Raw genomic sequence first — 13,773 nt, 5'->3', positions numbered from 1 at the left:
CCACAGGGCGGAACTTAATTCGGCGGACGGTCTCCGGTCAACGTCCGTCGGCTCCGACCGCCCGCACGCAGAAGCCGACCAGGTGCGCCCGCTCGGCGGCGTCCGGCGTCGTGCCGTTCACGACGTGCCGTTGCAGGACCCCCATCAGGGTCTCCTGCAACACCTGGGCGTCGCGGGTGGGCTCGGGCCGGCCGAGGGCGGTGAGCGGTGCGACGAGCAGGGCGCCGATCCGGTCGAGGAGGGTGAGCCCGGCGGGCTCGCGCATGCGCCCGTTGGTCGTCATCTGCTGCATGACGGCGGCGCCCTGCCTCGCGGCCTCGGGCCGGACGAGCTGGGTGAGCAGGCCCTCGACCCACGCGACCAGCTGCTCGACCGGATCGGTGTGCTTCGCCATCTGGTGCTCGAGATACGTGCTGACCCGCACCAGGCCCCGCTCCACGACGGCGAGTAGCAGGTCCGGCTTCCCGGCGAAGTAGCGATAGAACGTCTGGTTCGAGGTCCCGGCCTCGGCGACGATGTCGGCGACCTTGGGCTCGGCGGGGGACACCCGCTCGGCCACCCGCAACGCGGCGTCCAGGATCTGCTCGACCTCGCCGAGGGCGTCGCGCTGGTGCCGCGACAGCGCCCTGTCCACCGCCGCCCGGACGGAGCCGGGCACCTCCTGCCATTCCACGTCGTCAGTCTTCCCGGCGCGGGGGACGGATGCGGGACGAGGGGTGGTCATGGCCCAGAATCTAGTTCTATCCTGAGCGAAACGCTATTCTGACGATGTGTCCACGATACGGCACGACGCGGGCGACGGAGGGACGAAGATGTCGGAGAAGTCCGGGAACACGAGGGGCCGCCGGCTGCGCGGACGAGGAGCCGGGGCGTGAGCGCGGGGACGGGAACCGCGGCCGGCGCCGGCCTGGACGTCGACGCGCTCGCCCGCTGGATGGACGCCGAGGGCCTGGCGGGCGAGGGTGAGCGGCCGGCGCTGGACCGGCTGTCCGGCGGCTCGCAGAACGAGCTCTACGCACTGGACCGGGGCGGGGTGCGGACGGTGCTGCGGATGCCGCCGCCGTCCGCGGCCGCATCCCGGGTCGACGGCCTGCGCCGCGAGCTGCGCCTCGTGCGCGCGCTGAAGGGGACCGACGTCCCGCACGCCGAGCTGGCCGGTGGCGACGAGACGGGGGACGTCCTCGGTATGCCGTTCTACGTCATGGCGGCGGTCGACGGCTGGTGCCCGGCGGACTCCCGCAGCTGGCCCGCCCCGTTCGACGTCGACGTCGAGGCCCGCCGCGGGCTGGCGTTCGAGCTGGTCGACGGCATCGCGAAGCTGTCGAGGGTGGACTGGCGGGCCCGCGGCCTGGAGGGCTTCGGGCGCCCGGAGAACTTCCACGAGCGGCAGGTCGACCGCTGGCTCGCGTTCCTCGGCGCCTACCGGTTCCGCGAGCTCCCCGGCCTCGACGAGGCCGCGGAGTGGCTGCGCCGCAATCGGCCCGTCCACTGGGAGCCCGGGATCATGCACGGGGACTACCAGTTCGCCAACGTCATGTACTCCCACGGCGCCCCGGGCCGGCTGGCGGCGATCATCGACTGGGAGATGACCACGATCGGGGACCCCCTGCTGGACCTCGGCTGGGCGCTCCTCGGCTGGGTGGGGGAGGACCCCGAGCCCGACGCGCTCAGCTACATCGACCTCGGCGGGATGCCGAAGCGCGCCGAGCTGCTCGCGCACTACGAGCGGGTGAGCGGCCGGTCCACCGCGGACATCGACTATTACCTGGTTCTCGCGAACTGGAAGCTCGGCGTCGTGCTGGAGAAGAGCTACGCCGCGTTCGTGCACGGCGAGCCGGTCGATCCGAAGGTCGAGGCCTTCGGGCCGATGGTCCTGCAGCTGATCGGCACCGCGGCCGATCTCGCGCGGTCGCTGCCGGGGAAGGGGAACTGAGCATGGGGTACGCCGACGAGCTGTTCGACCTCACCGACCGGGTCGTCCTGGTCACCGGGGGCAGCCGGGGACTGGGCCGGGAGATGGTGCTGGCCGCCGCGAGATGCGGCGCGGACGTCGTCATCGCGAGCCGGAACTACGAGACGTGCGCGACGCTCGCGAAGGAGGTCGAGGAGACCACCGGCCGGGCCGCCCTGCCGTACGGCGTGCACGTCGGCCGCTGGGACCAGATCCCCGGCCTCGTCGACGCCGCGTACGACCGCTTCGGCAAGGTCGACGTCCTGATCAACAACGCTGGGATGTCGCCGACCTACGACACTCTGACCGACGTCAGCGAGAAGCTCTTCGACTCCGTTCTCAACCTGAACCTGAAGGGCCCCTTCCGGCTCAGCGCGCTGGTGGGGGAGCGGATGGTCGCCGCGGGACGCGGCTCCATCATCAACGTCAGCTCGACCGGCTCGATCCGGTCGTCCGAGTGGATCATCCCGTACGCGGCGGCGAAGGCAGGACTGAACTCGCTGACCGACGGGTTCGCGCAGACCCTGGGCCCGACGGTCCGGGTGAACACGCTGATGTCCGGCCCGTTCTTCACCGACGTCAGCAAGCACTGGGACCTCGACGCCGTCGCCGAGTCGTCCAAGGCGCACGCCCTGCAGCGCACCGCGCAGCCCCCGGAGATCGTCGGGGCCGCGCTGTACCTGGCCTCCGACGCGTCGAGCTACACGACCGGCGCGACGCTGCGGGTCGACGGCGGCATCCCGTGAGCCCGGCCCGTCCCGTGAGCCCGGGCATCCCGTGATCGGGCCCCGCCCCTGTACCGACGACGTCCGAGGAGGAGCCCGCGATGGCGTGGGACTTCAGCACCGACCCCGACTACCAGGCCAAGCTCGACTGGGCCGCCGAGTTCGTCGACACGAAGGTGTCGCAGCTCGACCTGCTCTGGCCGCACGACGTGTACAAGCCGATGCTCCCCGAGCAGCGCGCGATCATCGACCCGATGAAGAAGGAGGTCCGCCGGCAGGGCCTCTGGGCCTGCCACCTCGGCCCCGAGCTGGGCGGCGAGGGCTACGGGCAGATCAAGCTGGCGCTGCTGAACGAGGTGCTCGGCCGCTCGCACTGGGCGCCGCGGATCTTCGGCACCCAGGCCCCGGACACGGGCAACGCCGAGATCATCGCCCACTACGGGACGCCCGAGCAGAAGGCGCGCTACCTCGAGCCGCTGCTCGAGGGGGACATCGTCTCGTGCTTCTCGATGACCGAGCCGCACGCGGGCGCGGACCCCGGCGAGTTCACCACCCGCGCCGAACGCGACGGCGAGGACTGGGTGATCAACGGGGCGAAGTTCTTCTCCTCCAACGCGCGCTGGGCCGAGTTCTTGATCGTCATGGCGGTCACGAACCCCGAGGCGGGCGTGCGCAACCGGATGTCGATGTTCCTCGTGCCGGCGGACACCCCCGGCATCGACATCGTCCGTAACGCCGCGCTCTTCGGCGACCCGGAGGGCGAGGGCTCGCACGCGCTGATCGAGTACCGGGACGTCCGGGTGCCGGCCGACGCGCTGCTCGGCGAGGAGGGCGACGCGTTCGGGGTCGCGCAGACCCGGCTCGGCGGCGGCCGGGTGCACCACGCGATGCGCACGGTCGGGCTGGCCCAGCAGGCGCTGGACATGATGGCCGAGCGGGCGCTGTCGCGGCGCACCCGCGGTCGGGTGCTCGCGGACATGCAGGCGGTGCAGCTGCACCTGGCCGAGTCCTACCTGCAGGTCCAGCAGTTCCGGCTGCTCGTGATGAACACGGCCTGGAAGATCGAGCGGTACGACGACTACCAGAAGGTCCGCAAGGACATCGCCGCGATCAAGGTGCTGACGCCCAAGGTCCTGCACGACGTCGCCCAGCGGGCGGTGCAGGTGCATGGAGCCCTGGGCGTGACCGACGAGATGCCGTTCATGAGCATGATCCTCACCGCGCAGTCGCTCGCGCTCGCGGACGGCCCGACGGAGGTCCACCAGGTGACCGTCGCGAAGCAGCTGCTGCGCGACCACCGGCCCGCCGAGGGGCTGTGGCCGACCGCGCACATCCCGACCCGGCGGGACGCGGCGCGCCGCGCCCTGCTGGGTGCGCCGTAGCCATCGGCCCGGGCCCCGCCCGAAGCCGCCGCGCACCCGGGACGGGTGCGCGGCGGCTGTCGTTCACGGGCTCCCATTCTGACGGTGTGTGCATTAGTGTCGGGAGCATGGGTGACGAGGCCCGAGGGCTTTCCGAAGATGTCGTGGACGTACTCGTGGTCGGAGCCGGCTTCGGTGGGATGTACGCACTGCACAAGCTGCGGGGGCTCGGCTTCTCCGTGCGCGTCCTCGAGCGCGGGCACGGGGTGGGCGGCACCTGGTACTGGAACCGCTACCCCGGGGCCCGCTGCGACATCGAGAGCCTCGAGTACTCCTACTCGTTCTCCGCCGAGCTCCAGCAGGACTGGGGGTGGACGCAGCGCTACCCCACCCAGCCGGAGATGCGGGCCTACGCCGAGCACGTCGCGGACCGGTTCGACCTGCGCCCGCACATCACCTTCGGCGTCGCCGTCACCACCGCCGCGTACGACGAGGACGACGGCTGCTGGCGCGTCGGCACGGACGCCGGCGACCTGATCACGGCCCGCTTCCTCGTGCTCGCCACGGGCGTGCTCTCGGCCGCCAGCGTCCCGCAGTTCCCGGGCCAGGAGCGCTTCCGGGGCCGGATCGTGCACACCGGGTCGTGGCCGGAGGACACCGAGGTCGACGGCCTGCGTGTCGGCGTGGTGGGCACCGGCTCGTCCGGCATCCAGGTCGTCCCGCACCTCGCCGAGCGGGCCGGGCACCTCAGCGTCTTCCAGCGGACCGCGAACTACAGCATCTCCGCGGCCAACCAGCCGCTCGCCCCGGAGTACGTGCGGGACGTGAAGGCGCGCTACCCGGAGCTTCGAGAGCAGGCCCGGCGGTCCTTCACCGGCTCGACGGTCCCGATCAACCGGCAGTCCGCGCTGGCCGTGGACCAGGAGGAACGCGACCGGCGGTTCGAGGAGCGCTGGGCCCTGGGCGGCTTCGCCTTCCTCGGCTCCTTCGACGACGTGACCCGCGACCCCGAGGCCAACCGGCTCGCCGCCCGGTTCGTCGAGGACAAGATCCGCGCCGCCGTCGACGACCCCACCACCGCAGAGCTGCTGGTGCCCACCGGACACCCGATCGGCAGCCGGCGGATCTGCGTCGACACCGGGTACCACGCCACCTTCAACCTGCCGCACGTCCGGCTCGTCGACGTGCGGCGCGCACCGATCACCGGGCTCACCGAGGCCGGGCTCCGCACGGCCGACGGCGAGGAGCACCCGCTCCACCTGCTGGTGCTCGCCACAGGCTTCGACGCGATGACCGGCTCGTTCGTCCGGATCGACGTCCGCGGCCGGGGCGGGGTGACCCTGCGCGAGAAGTGGGCGGACGGCGCCCGCACCTACCTCGGGCTGCAGACCGCCGGCTTCCCCAACCTGTTCACCCTCACCGGGCCGGGCAGCCCGGCCGTGCTCTGCAACATGTTCCTCGCCCTCGAGCAGCACGTCGACTGGGTGGCGGACCTGCTGGTCGAGATGCGCGAGCGGGGCGCCCGGACCGTCGAGCCGACCGTGGACGCCGAGCAGGACTGGAGCGAGCAGGTGGCGCGGGCGGCCGAGCGGACCCTCTACCCGCAGGCCGACTCCTGGTACGTCGGCGCCAACGTGCCCGGCAAGCCTCGGGTGTTCCTGCCCTACGCGGGCGGCGTCGGCAAGTACCGGCGGATCTGCGAGCAGGTCGTGGTGGACGGCTACCGGACCTTCGTCTTCGACGCCGATCTGACGGTTGTGTAACCGAATGGAGAACGCTGTGGAGATCGAGACGGACGTCGCGGTGATCGGGGCGGGGCCCTGCGGGGCGACGCTCGCGAACCTGCTCGGCACGTTCGGTGTGCGGACCGTCGTGCTCGACCGGGAGCCGGGGGTCACCCCGTATCCGCGCGCGGTCGCCGTCGACGACGAGTCGCTGCGGACGTTCCAGACCGCCGGGGTGATCGCCGGGGTGCTGCCGGACCTGATCCGCAACGCCCCGATCCGCTACCACTCCTCGTCCGGGCGGGTGCTCGCCCACGTGGGCCCGAGCGGCCGCCCCTACGGCTGGCCGCGGCGCAACCTCTTCCTGCAGCCGCTGCTGGAGGAGACGCTGCGCCGGGGCATGGACCGGTTCCCGCACGTCACGCTGCACACCGGGACCGAGGTCACGGCGCTGGAGCGCACGGGCGACGGGGTCCGGCTGGACGCGAAGTCCGACGCGGGGCGGGTCGTCGTGAACGCCCGGTTCGCCGTGGGCGCGGACGGTGGGCGCAGCATGGTCCGGGAGTCCCTGGGGATCGCGCTGGAGGGGAGCACGGCGCCGTCGCGCTGGCTGGTCGTCGACGTCTCCGGGGACACCCTCGACGCGCCCTACTCCGCCGTGTTCTGCGACCCGGACCGGCCGACCATGACGATCCCGCTGCCCTACGGGCACCGCAGGTTCGAGTTCAAGCTGCTGCCGGGGGAGGACGACGACCGGGCCGCGGGGAGTGAGTTCGTGGCCGGCCTGCTCCGCCGGCACTACCCGGGCGCCCTGCCCGAGGTGCAGGGCCGGCGCGTGTACTGGCACCACTCCCGCATCGCCTCGGCGTTCGGCGCCGGGCCGGTGTTCCTGGCCGGCGACGCCGCGCACCTGCAGCCGCCCTTCTTCGGGCAGGGGATGAACTCCGGGATCCGGGACGCGACGAACCTGGCCTGGAAGCTCGCCGCGGTGACGGCGGGCCGCGCGGGGCCCGCCCTGCTCGACGGCTACGACGCCGAGCGCAGGGGGCATGCGACCGCGATGGTGTCGTTCGCGACCCGGGTGGGCAGCATGTACCAGCCGCGCAACCGCGCCACCGAGATCGTCCGGGACGGGTTCTTCCGTGCGGTGCAGCGGATCCCGGGCGCCCGGGACTACATCCTGCAGATGAAGTACAAGCCGGCGCCGCGGTACACGGCGGGCGCGGTCGTCCCCGCCGAACGGCCGGACCCGGGCTCGCCCGTCGGCCGGCAGTTCGGTCAGCCCTTCGTCGAGGACGCCGACGGGGCGCGGCGCCTGCTGGATGACGTCCTCGGGCCCGTCGTCGCGGTGATCGGGCTGACCGGCGATCCGGCCCGGCACCTGTCGCCGGAGGCCCGCGCCCGGCTGGAGCGTGCGGGTGGCCGGACGTTCGAGGTGCGGCCGAGCCGGGCCGGCGCCCGCTCGGGCCTCGCGGACCCCGGCTCCGGCTCGACAGGGCTGGTGGACGTCGACGGCGCGTTCCGCGACCTGGTGCTGGCCCGGCCGCAGGACGAGGTGCTGGTCGTCCGGCCGGACCGCTACGTGGCCGCGGCCTGCCGGGCCGACGCGCTGGAGGGCGTCCTGGACCGGCTCCACGAACGGCTCGACACCCCCCGCTAGCAGAGCGGTGACCCTCCCCGCCGGCGTCCGCCCGCGGGGAACGACGACGAGGTCGGAGGTGCCCGGTGACACCTGTCCCCGAGGGCCCGTTCGCGGGCGTGCGGGTGCTCGAGCTGACGTCGGCCGGGGCGGGCCGGACAGCCGGCATGCTGCTCGCCGATCTGGGCGCGGACGTCGCGCGGATCCTGCCGGGAGGCCGCGAGCCGACCGGCTGGACCCCGGAGGACCTCTGCCTGGACCGCGGGAAGCAGCTGGTCACGGGCCGGGACGCCGGTTCGGCGGGGGAGCTGCGCCGGCTCGCGCTCGCGGCCGACGTCGTCCTCGACGACGCCACCCCGGGCAGGTCCGTTCCGGGTCTCGGGCCCGCCGGCCTGCTCGCGGCGCGGCCGTCGCTCGTGCACGTCGCGCTCCCGCCCCACGGGACCCGGGGCCGGTGGCGGAACCTCCCCGCGGATCCGCTGCTGCTCGGGGCGCTCGGCGGCTTCGCGACGCACCATCCCGCACACGAGCCGGGACGTCCGGTCGCCTCGGTCGTCCCCCTCGTCGGGGCCGTCCAAGGGGCTCTCGCGGCGGTGGCCGCGGCGGCGGGCCTGATGGGCGTGCGTACGTCGGGCCACGGGCGGGCCCTGGAGGTCAGCGGCCTACACGCGTCCGCGGCCTGTCTCGGCACGATGATGATCGAGGGGATGGACGTCGAGCGGGTGTTCTCGCCGGGGTCCCGGTTGCCCGGATCGCCCAACTTCCGCACCTACCGCTGCGCCGACGGCCGGTTCCTGCACCTCGCGGCGCTCACCGCGGACTTCTTCTTCCGCGCCCTCGACGTGCTGGACCGGATGGACGTCCTGGTCCTCCCGGAGGTGGACGGCGAGTTCGCCAACCTGCTCAAACCCGACGTGGGCACGGCGGTGGGGGAGGAGCTGGAGCCGACACTCGCGACCCGGCCGCGGGACGAGTGGCTCGCCGCGTTCGCCGAGGCGGGGGTCCCGGCGGCGCCGGTCCGCACTCGCGCGGAGTGGCTCGACGACGAGATCGTCGCCTCCGCGGCGCCTCCGGTCGCCCTGACGCACCCCGTCCTCGGCCGGGTCGCCGTGCCCGGCGTCCCGATCGGGCTGCCGGCCACCCCCGGAGCCGTCCGGCACCTGCCCGGACCCGGGCACGTCGTCGGCGCCGGGGACCTGTGGCGCGAGCACCCCGCGACCCGCGAGCCGGAGGGCTCGGCGCCGGACCTCCCGCTCACCGGGCTGCGTGTCGTCGACCTCAGCACGTTCCTCGCCGCGCCCTTCGCGAGCGCGGTGCTCGCCGACCTGGGGGCGGCGGTGGTGAAGGTCGAGACCACCGGCGGGGACCCGTACCGCGTCTTCTCCGCGTCCTACGCCTCCGCCAACCACGCCAAGACGATCGCCTCGCTGGACCTGCGCACCCCGGCCGGCCGCGGGGCGCTGCTCGAGCTCGCCGGCGGGGCGGACGTCCTGATCGACAACCTGCGCCCCGCGAGCATGGCGCGGCTCGGGCTGGGCGACGAGGTCCTCGGCGCGGCCGGCCCGGCCCTCGTCCGGTGCTCGGTGTCGGCGTACGGCCGCACCGGGCCCTTCGCAGACCTGCCCGGCTTCGATCCGGTGCTGCAGGCGCTCTCCGGGCTGTCCGCGGCCCAGGGTGGGACCGGCGAGCCCGTCGCCACCACCGCGCCGGTGCACGACGTCGCCACCGGGGCCCTCGCCGCGCTCGGCGTGCTCGCCGCACTGGTGGCCCGGACCGGCAGCGGGCGGGGCCAGCACGTCACGGTGTCCCTGGCGGCCACCTCGACGTTCCTGCAGGCCCCGGAGCTGACGGGCTACGACGGCCGCCCGCCGGCGACCGTCGGGGGCCGGGACTTCGCGGGTCCCTCCCTCGCGCGCGGCTACCACCGGGTGGCCGACGGCTGGGTCGCGATCGCGGCCGTGGACACCGCGCAGGAACGCGCCGTGGCCGCGCTCCTGGGACCCGATCCGGAGGCCACGCTCGGCGGTCGCCCGGTCGAGCACTGGCTCGCCGAGCTCGCCCGGCTCGGGGTTCCCGCATGCCCGGTCGTCGCCCGGGAAGGCGTGCTCCACGCCCCGCACCTGGTCGCGAACGACTTCTCCCACGTCGTCCGGGATCCGGCGCTGGGCCGGCTGCGGCTGGTCCGCGGCTACATCGGTGCGGTGCACCCCGCGCCCGGTGCCGGTCCCGCGGTGCGGCCCGGATGGGACCGCGCCGTGGCCCTGCTCGGAGCCGCCGGAACGTTGCACGAACCCTTCGCCACCGTCGCCGAGGAGGCACCCGTCCGATGACACCACCGCGAAGCCGGAGAACTCCACCGGTCCGCTCACCCCGCGTCGCGTTCGCCGCCCTGTTCGGCGTTGCCGCGCTGCTGCTCGCGGGCTGCGGCGGCGGCGCCGCGGGCGGCGGGAGCGGCGCCGCGTCCACCACCCTGCGGATGGCCTGGCAGCTCCCGCCCATGCCCTTCGACCCGCACACGACGGTCTCGACGATCGGGGCCTTTCCCTACCTGAGCCTGGTCTACGACCGGCTCACCCAGATCGCCCCCGGCCCGGCCGGGCCGGTCGTCGCACCGATGCTCGCCACCGGCTGGGAGCAGTCGCCCGACGGCCGCACCGTCACCTTCACCCTGCGCGACGACGCCGTGTTCCATGACGGGACGCCGGTCGACGCCACGGCGGTGCGGGACACCCTGCGGCGGGCGGCCACGCTGCCGGGCTCCACGGTCGCGGGTGACCTGCGGGTCATCCAGGACGTCCAGGCGCCCGATCCGCGCACGGTGGTGCTCTCCCTGTCCCGGCCCGCCACCGACGTCCTGTTCACCCTCGCGACGTCGGTCGGGTCCGTGCTCAGCCCGGCCGCGCTGCGCGGCGAGGTCGACCCGGCCACGACCGACGCCGGGTCGGGGCCGTACCGGCTCGGTGAGCTGAAGCTCGGTGACCGGGTGGTCTACGAGCGGGCGGAGGGGTACTGGGACCCGGCGGCCCAGCGGTCGTCCCGCATCGAGATCCTCGGCATCCCGGACGACAACGCCCGGCTCAACGCCCTCCGCAGCGGGCAGGTCGACGCGATCATGGCCAAGGTGACGCAGCAGGAGCAGGCCGAGCAGCTGGCCGCGGACGGGCGTTTCACCGTGGTCACCGAACGGCCCACGTCGTGGTACGCGATGTATCTCGACACGGCGCTCGCCCCGCTCGACGACGTGCGCGTGCGGCGGGCGCTCAACTACGCCGTCGACCGGGAGGCGATCGACGCGGCGGTGTTCGACGGCAACTGCGCGCCCACCTCCCAGCCGCTGCAGGAGGGCGTCGTCGGGCACTCACCGGCGGTCGGCTACACCCACGACCCGCAGCGCGCCCGGGAGCTCCTGGCCGAGGCGGGTCTCGGTGGCGGGGTCACGTTGACCGCGGTGACGAGCGGGGTGTCCGCCTCCCAGCTGGCCCTCGCGCAGGTGCTGCAGGCCCAGCTGGGCGAGGTGGGTATCCGGCTCGACGTGCGGGGGATGGACTTCACCCAGGCCGTGGCGGACTTCCGGGACCGCAAGGCACACGGGTTCATCGGCTCGCACCCGGGCGTCGCGGACCCGGGGATGACGGTGTCGGACGCCTACCTGTCCGCCTTCTTCCCCGGGCCGCTGCCGGAGGGCTACGAGGACCTCCTCGCCCGCGCGGCCGACTCCACCAAGCCGGCCGACGAGCGGCGGGCCCTGCTCGAGGCGGCCTCGGCGACCGCGTCGGAACATGCCCTGGACCTCTACCTGTGCGGCTACTCGGCGAGCTTCGTGTCCACCCCGGACATCACCGGCTTCGACGCCATGACCGCTCCCGACCAGGGCGGGCCCTTCGACCTGCGGTACGTGGGCCGGGCCGAGGCGTCCTGAACGCCGACCGGCGCCGGCCCCCCTTGGGGAACCGGCGCCGGTCGATCGTTCGGTCGGTGCCGGTCAGCGGGGCATGCCCAGGACCCGTTCGGCCAGGATGTTGCGCATGATCTCGGTGGTGCCACCGGCGATGGTGGAGGCCCGGGAGAGCAGGTAGCCGTGCCGCGCGCCGGCCGCGGAGGGCGCCGCGGCCGCGTCGGCGCCCAGCGCGGCGAGGTGCGTCTCGCCGATGTGCTGGGACGCCGCCGACCAGGCCAGCTTGATCACCGAGTGCTCGGGGCCGGGGGAGCCGCCGTCGGCGATCCGGCCGAGCGCGCGGCGGCCCAGCAGGCCGAGCAGGCGGGCCTCGACGAGCCGGTCCGTCAGGTCCAGCCGGATCCCGGGCGGGAGGTCCCGGTCCGCCAGCCCGGCGACGACGTCGAGGACGTCCTGCTCCAGGCGGCTCGCCATCATGATCACGCCGGCCCGTTCGAAGGCGAGCGTGGTCATCGTGACCGTCCAGCCCTTGTGCAGCGGGCCCAGCAGCGCCGAGTACGGGACCCGGACATCGTCGAAGAACAGCTCGGCGAAGCCGCCGTCGCCGGTGATCTGGGTGATCGGGCGGCGGGTGATGCCGGGCAGGTCCAGCGGGACCAGCAGCGCGGAGATTCCCTTGTGGGCCGGGGCGTCGGGGTCGGTGCGGACGAGCAGCAGGCAATGGTCGGCCTCCATGCCCTCCGACGTCCACACCTTCTGCCCGGAGATCACGAACTCCGCGTCCGGGCCGTCGCCGTCGAGCACGGCGCGGGTGCGCAGCGAGGCGAGGTCGCTGCCGGAGCCCGGCTCGGAGAAGCCCTGGCACCAGACCTCGGTGCCCGCCTGGATGGCCGCGAGGTGGCGCTGCTGCTCCGGGGTCCCGTAGTGCATGAGCGTGGGGGCGACGTTGTTGACGCCGAGGACCCCGGCCAGCGCGGGGGCGCGGTGCGCGGCGAGCACCTCGTCGCAGGCCACCTGATCCACGATGCCGAGCCCCCGGCCGCCGAACTGCTCCGCCCAGTGCGGGGCGATCCAGCCCGCCCCGTGCAGGGTCCGCTGCCAGTCCAGGCGGGCGGCGAACGAGTCGTCGTCGCCCCACTTCTGCCTGTGGCCCGGCAGCAGCTCCCGGACCTGCGCGTCCAGCTCGGCCGCGGGCCCGGTGAGGGCCGGAGCCGGGGCCGCGGTGCGCACCGTCGTCGGGTCCAGCCGCGTCCGGTGGGCCTCCGCGCCGCCGAACAGGGCGGCCGCCGCCCCCGAGCGGCGGAAGTACAGGTGCGCCTCGTGCTCCCAGGTGAAGCCGATGCCGCCCAGGACCTGGATGTACCCGTTGGACGCCTCGTGCGCCGCGGCCCCGGCCCGGACCAGGGCGAGCGCGACGGCGTCGTCCAGGACGTCCGGGTCGCCATCCGGTCCGGAGTCGAGCAGGGCGGCGGCGTGCCGGGCCGCGGCCCGGGTGAGCTCGAGGCTCGCGAGGATGTCCGCACAGCGGTGCTTCACCGCCTGGAAGGCGCCGATCGGCCGGCCGAACTGCTCGCGGTCCGCGGCGTAGGCCACCGAGCCGTCGAGGCAGTGCGCGACCAGGCCGACCAGCTCGTTCGCGAGCGCGGTGCCGGCGGCGGCGCGTCCCCGCCGGGCGGCCGCCAGGGCCTCGTCCCCGCGGGCGAGCACGGTGACCGGGGCGTCGGCGAGCTCGAGCGTCGCGACGGGCCGGGTCAGGTCAAGGCTCGTGTGCCGCCGGAGGGTGACGGCGGAGTCCTCGGTGGCGGCCAGCGCGAGGACGGGCCCGTCCGGGGCGTCCGCGAGCAGCAGGACGACGTCGGCCTCGGGGGAGAGCAGGGACTCCGCGCGGCCCGAGACCCGGGAGCCGGACCAGGTGAAGCCGGCCCCGGCCGTGGTCCAGGTCGTGGTGGCCAGGGCGGCCCCGGACGCGATCGCCGCCCGGGTCTCCGCGACGCCGTCGAGTCCCTCCAGCGCGCCCAGCGCGCCGGCGGTACCGATCGACGGGACGGCCGCGAGCGCACCGCCCACGGTCTCCAGCGCGACGGCCAGGTCCGCCCAGCGTCCGCCCGAGCCGCCCTCGTCCTCGGGCACGGGCAGCCCGGCGACGCCGAGCTCGGCCAGCGCGGACCACACGGGCCGCTCCGAGACGGCGGCCGCGTCGCCGACCTGCTTCTGTCGCTGCTCGGCGCTCCAGCACCGCTCCAGCGTCCGGCCGACGGCGTCGACCAGCGCGCGCTGGTCCTCGGTGTCGGCGACGCCCACATGGCTGCTCACGAGTCGTGTCCTCCGGCGGTGACGGGTGGCCGCCGATGCGCGGAGATGGTGTCAGAGGACGACCTCGTCACATCGCACCGATGGCTCTTCTGCTGGCGATACTGCGCATACACTATGTCAGAAATCGGCTGCCGTCGATGGCGGCCGATGCAGCATCGCACCCAC

9 protein-coding genes are annotated in these 13,773 nt (G+C 74.2%); 7 read left to right on the top strand and 2 right to left on the bottom strand.

Annotated elements, in window-relative coordinates; translation table 11 throughout:
- Positions 1-37: 37 nt before the first annotated feature.
- Positions 38-724 (bottom strand): TetR/AcrR family transcriptional regulator, encoded by a 687-nt coding sequence (locus tag JOF36_RS27395; RefSeq protein WP_210032468.1) that lies wholly within the window; start codon positions 722-724, stop codon positions 38-40.
- Between the two features lie 147 nt (positions 725-871).
- Here JOF36_RS27395 and JOF36_RS27390 point away from each other — a divergent pair, with 147 nt between their 5' ends.
- The 7 genes from JOF36_RS27390 (at position 872) to JOF36_RS27360 (ending at position 11,319) form a co-directional block, all read left to right on the top strand.
- Positions 872-1,933 carry a phosphotransferase family protein gene (locus tag JOF36_RS27390; RefSeq protein WP_210032466.1) on the top strand — a complete coding sequence of 354 codons (1,062 nt, stop codon included), beginning with the start codon at positions 872-874 and terminating at the stop codon, positions 1,931-1,933.
- Positions 1,934-1,935: 2 nt separating this feature from the next.
- On the top strand, positions 1,936-2,697 hold the full coding sequence (locus JOF36_RS27385) for an SDR family NAD(P)-dependent oxidoreductase (RefSeq protein WP_210032464.1): 762 nt from the start codon (positions 1,936-1,938) through the stop codon (positions 2,695-2,697).
- Positions 2,698-2,777: 80 nt separating this feature from the next.
- A complete protein-coding gene (locus JOF36_RS27380; RefSeq protein ID WP_210032461.1) occupies positions 2,778-4,058 on the top strand; it encodes an acyl-CoA dehydrogenase family protein in 1,281 nt (426 codons plus the stop codon).
- A 107-nt stretch (positions 4,059-4,165) separates the two neighbouring features.
- On the top strand, positions 4,166-5,800 hold the full coding sequence (locus JOF36_RS27375) for a flavin-containing monooxygenase (protein WP_210032459.1): 1,635 nt from the start codon (positions 4,166-4,168) through the stop codon (positions 5,798-5,800).
- Between the two features lie 16 nt (positions 5,801-5,816).
- Positions 5,817-7,421, top strand: a complete 1,605-nt coding sequence (locus JOF36_RS27370) for a bifunctional 3-(3-hydroxy-phenyl)propionate/3-hydroxycinnamic acid hydroxylase (RefSeq protein WP_210032456.1) — start codon at positions 5,817-5,819, stop codon at positions 7,419-7,421.
- A gap of 65 nt (positions 7,422-7,486) precedes the next feature.
- Complete coding sequence (locus JOF36_RS41080; protein WP_210032454.1) at positions 7,487-9,730, top strand: CoA transferase; 2,244 nt, start codon at positions 7,487-7,489, stop codon at positions 9,728-9,730.
- On the top strand, positions 9,727-11,319 hold the full coding sequence (locus JOF36_RS27360; RefSeq protein ID WP_210032441.1) for an ABC transporter substrate-binding protein: 1,593 nt from the start codon (positions 9,727-9,729) through the stop codon (positions 11,317-11,319). Before JOF36_RS41080 ends, JOF36_RS27360 begins: the two co-directional genes overlap by 4 nt.
- Before the next feature lie 63 nt (positions 11,320-11,382).
- Here the strand turns inward: JOF36_RS27360 and JOF36_RS41075 are convergent, their stop codons facing one another.
- Positions 11,383-13,608, bottom strand: coding sequence for an acyl-CoA dehydrogenase family protein (locus JOF36_RS41075; protein ID WP_210032439.1), 2,226 nt, complete (start codon positions 13,606-13,608; stop codon positions 11,383-11,385).
- Between the last annotated feature and the right edge of the window lie 165 nt (positions 13,609-13,773).

This window comes from Pseudonocardia parietis (genome assembly GCF_017876315.1).
Lineage (GTDB): Bacteria > Actinomycetota > Actinomycetes > Mycobacteriales > Pseudonocardiaceae > Pseudonocardia > Pseudonocardia parietis.
Note: the sequence above shows the minus strand (reverse complement) of the source record. Positions and strands in the feature narration are given on the sequence as shown.

Coding starts and splice junctions, on each gene's coding strand:
- JOF36_RS27375 (WP_210032459.1), top strand. CDS start 4,166: ATGGGTGACGAGGCCCGAGGGCTTTCCGAAGATGTCGTGGACGTACTC.
- JOF36_RS27380 (WP_210032461.1), top strand. CDS start 2,778: ATGGCGTGGGACTTCAGCACCGACCCCGACTACCAGGCCAAGCTCGAC.
- JOF36_RS27360 (WP_210032441.1), top strand. CDS start 9,727: ATGACACCACCGCGAAGCCGGAGAACTCCACCGGTCCGCTCACCCCGC.
- JOF36_RS27385 (WP_210032464.1), top strand. CDS start 1,936: ATGGGGTACGCCGACGAGCTGTTCGACCTCACCGACCGGGTCGTCCTG.
- JOF36_RS27395 (WP_210032468.1), bottom strand. CDS start 724: ATGACCACCCCTCGTCCCGCATCCGTCCCCCGCGCCGGGAAGACTGAC.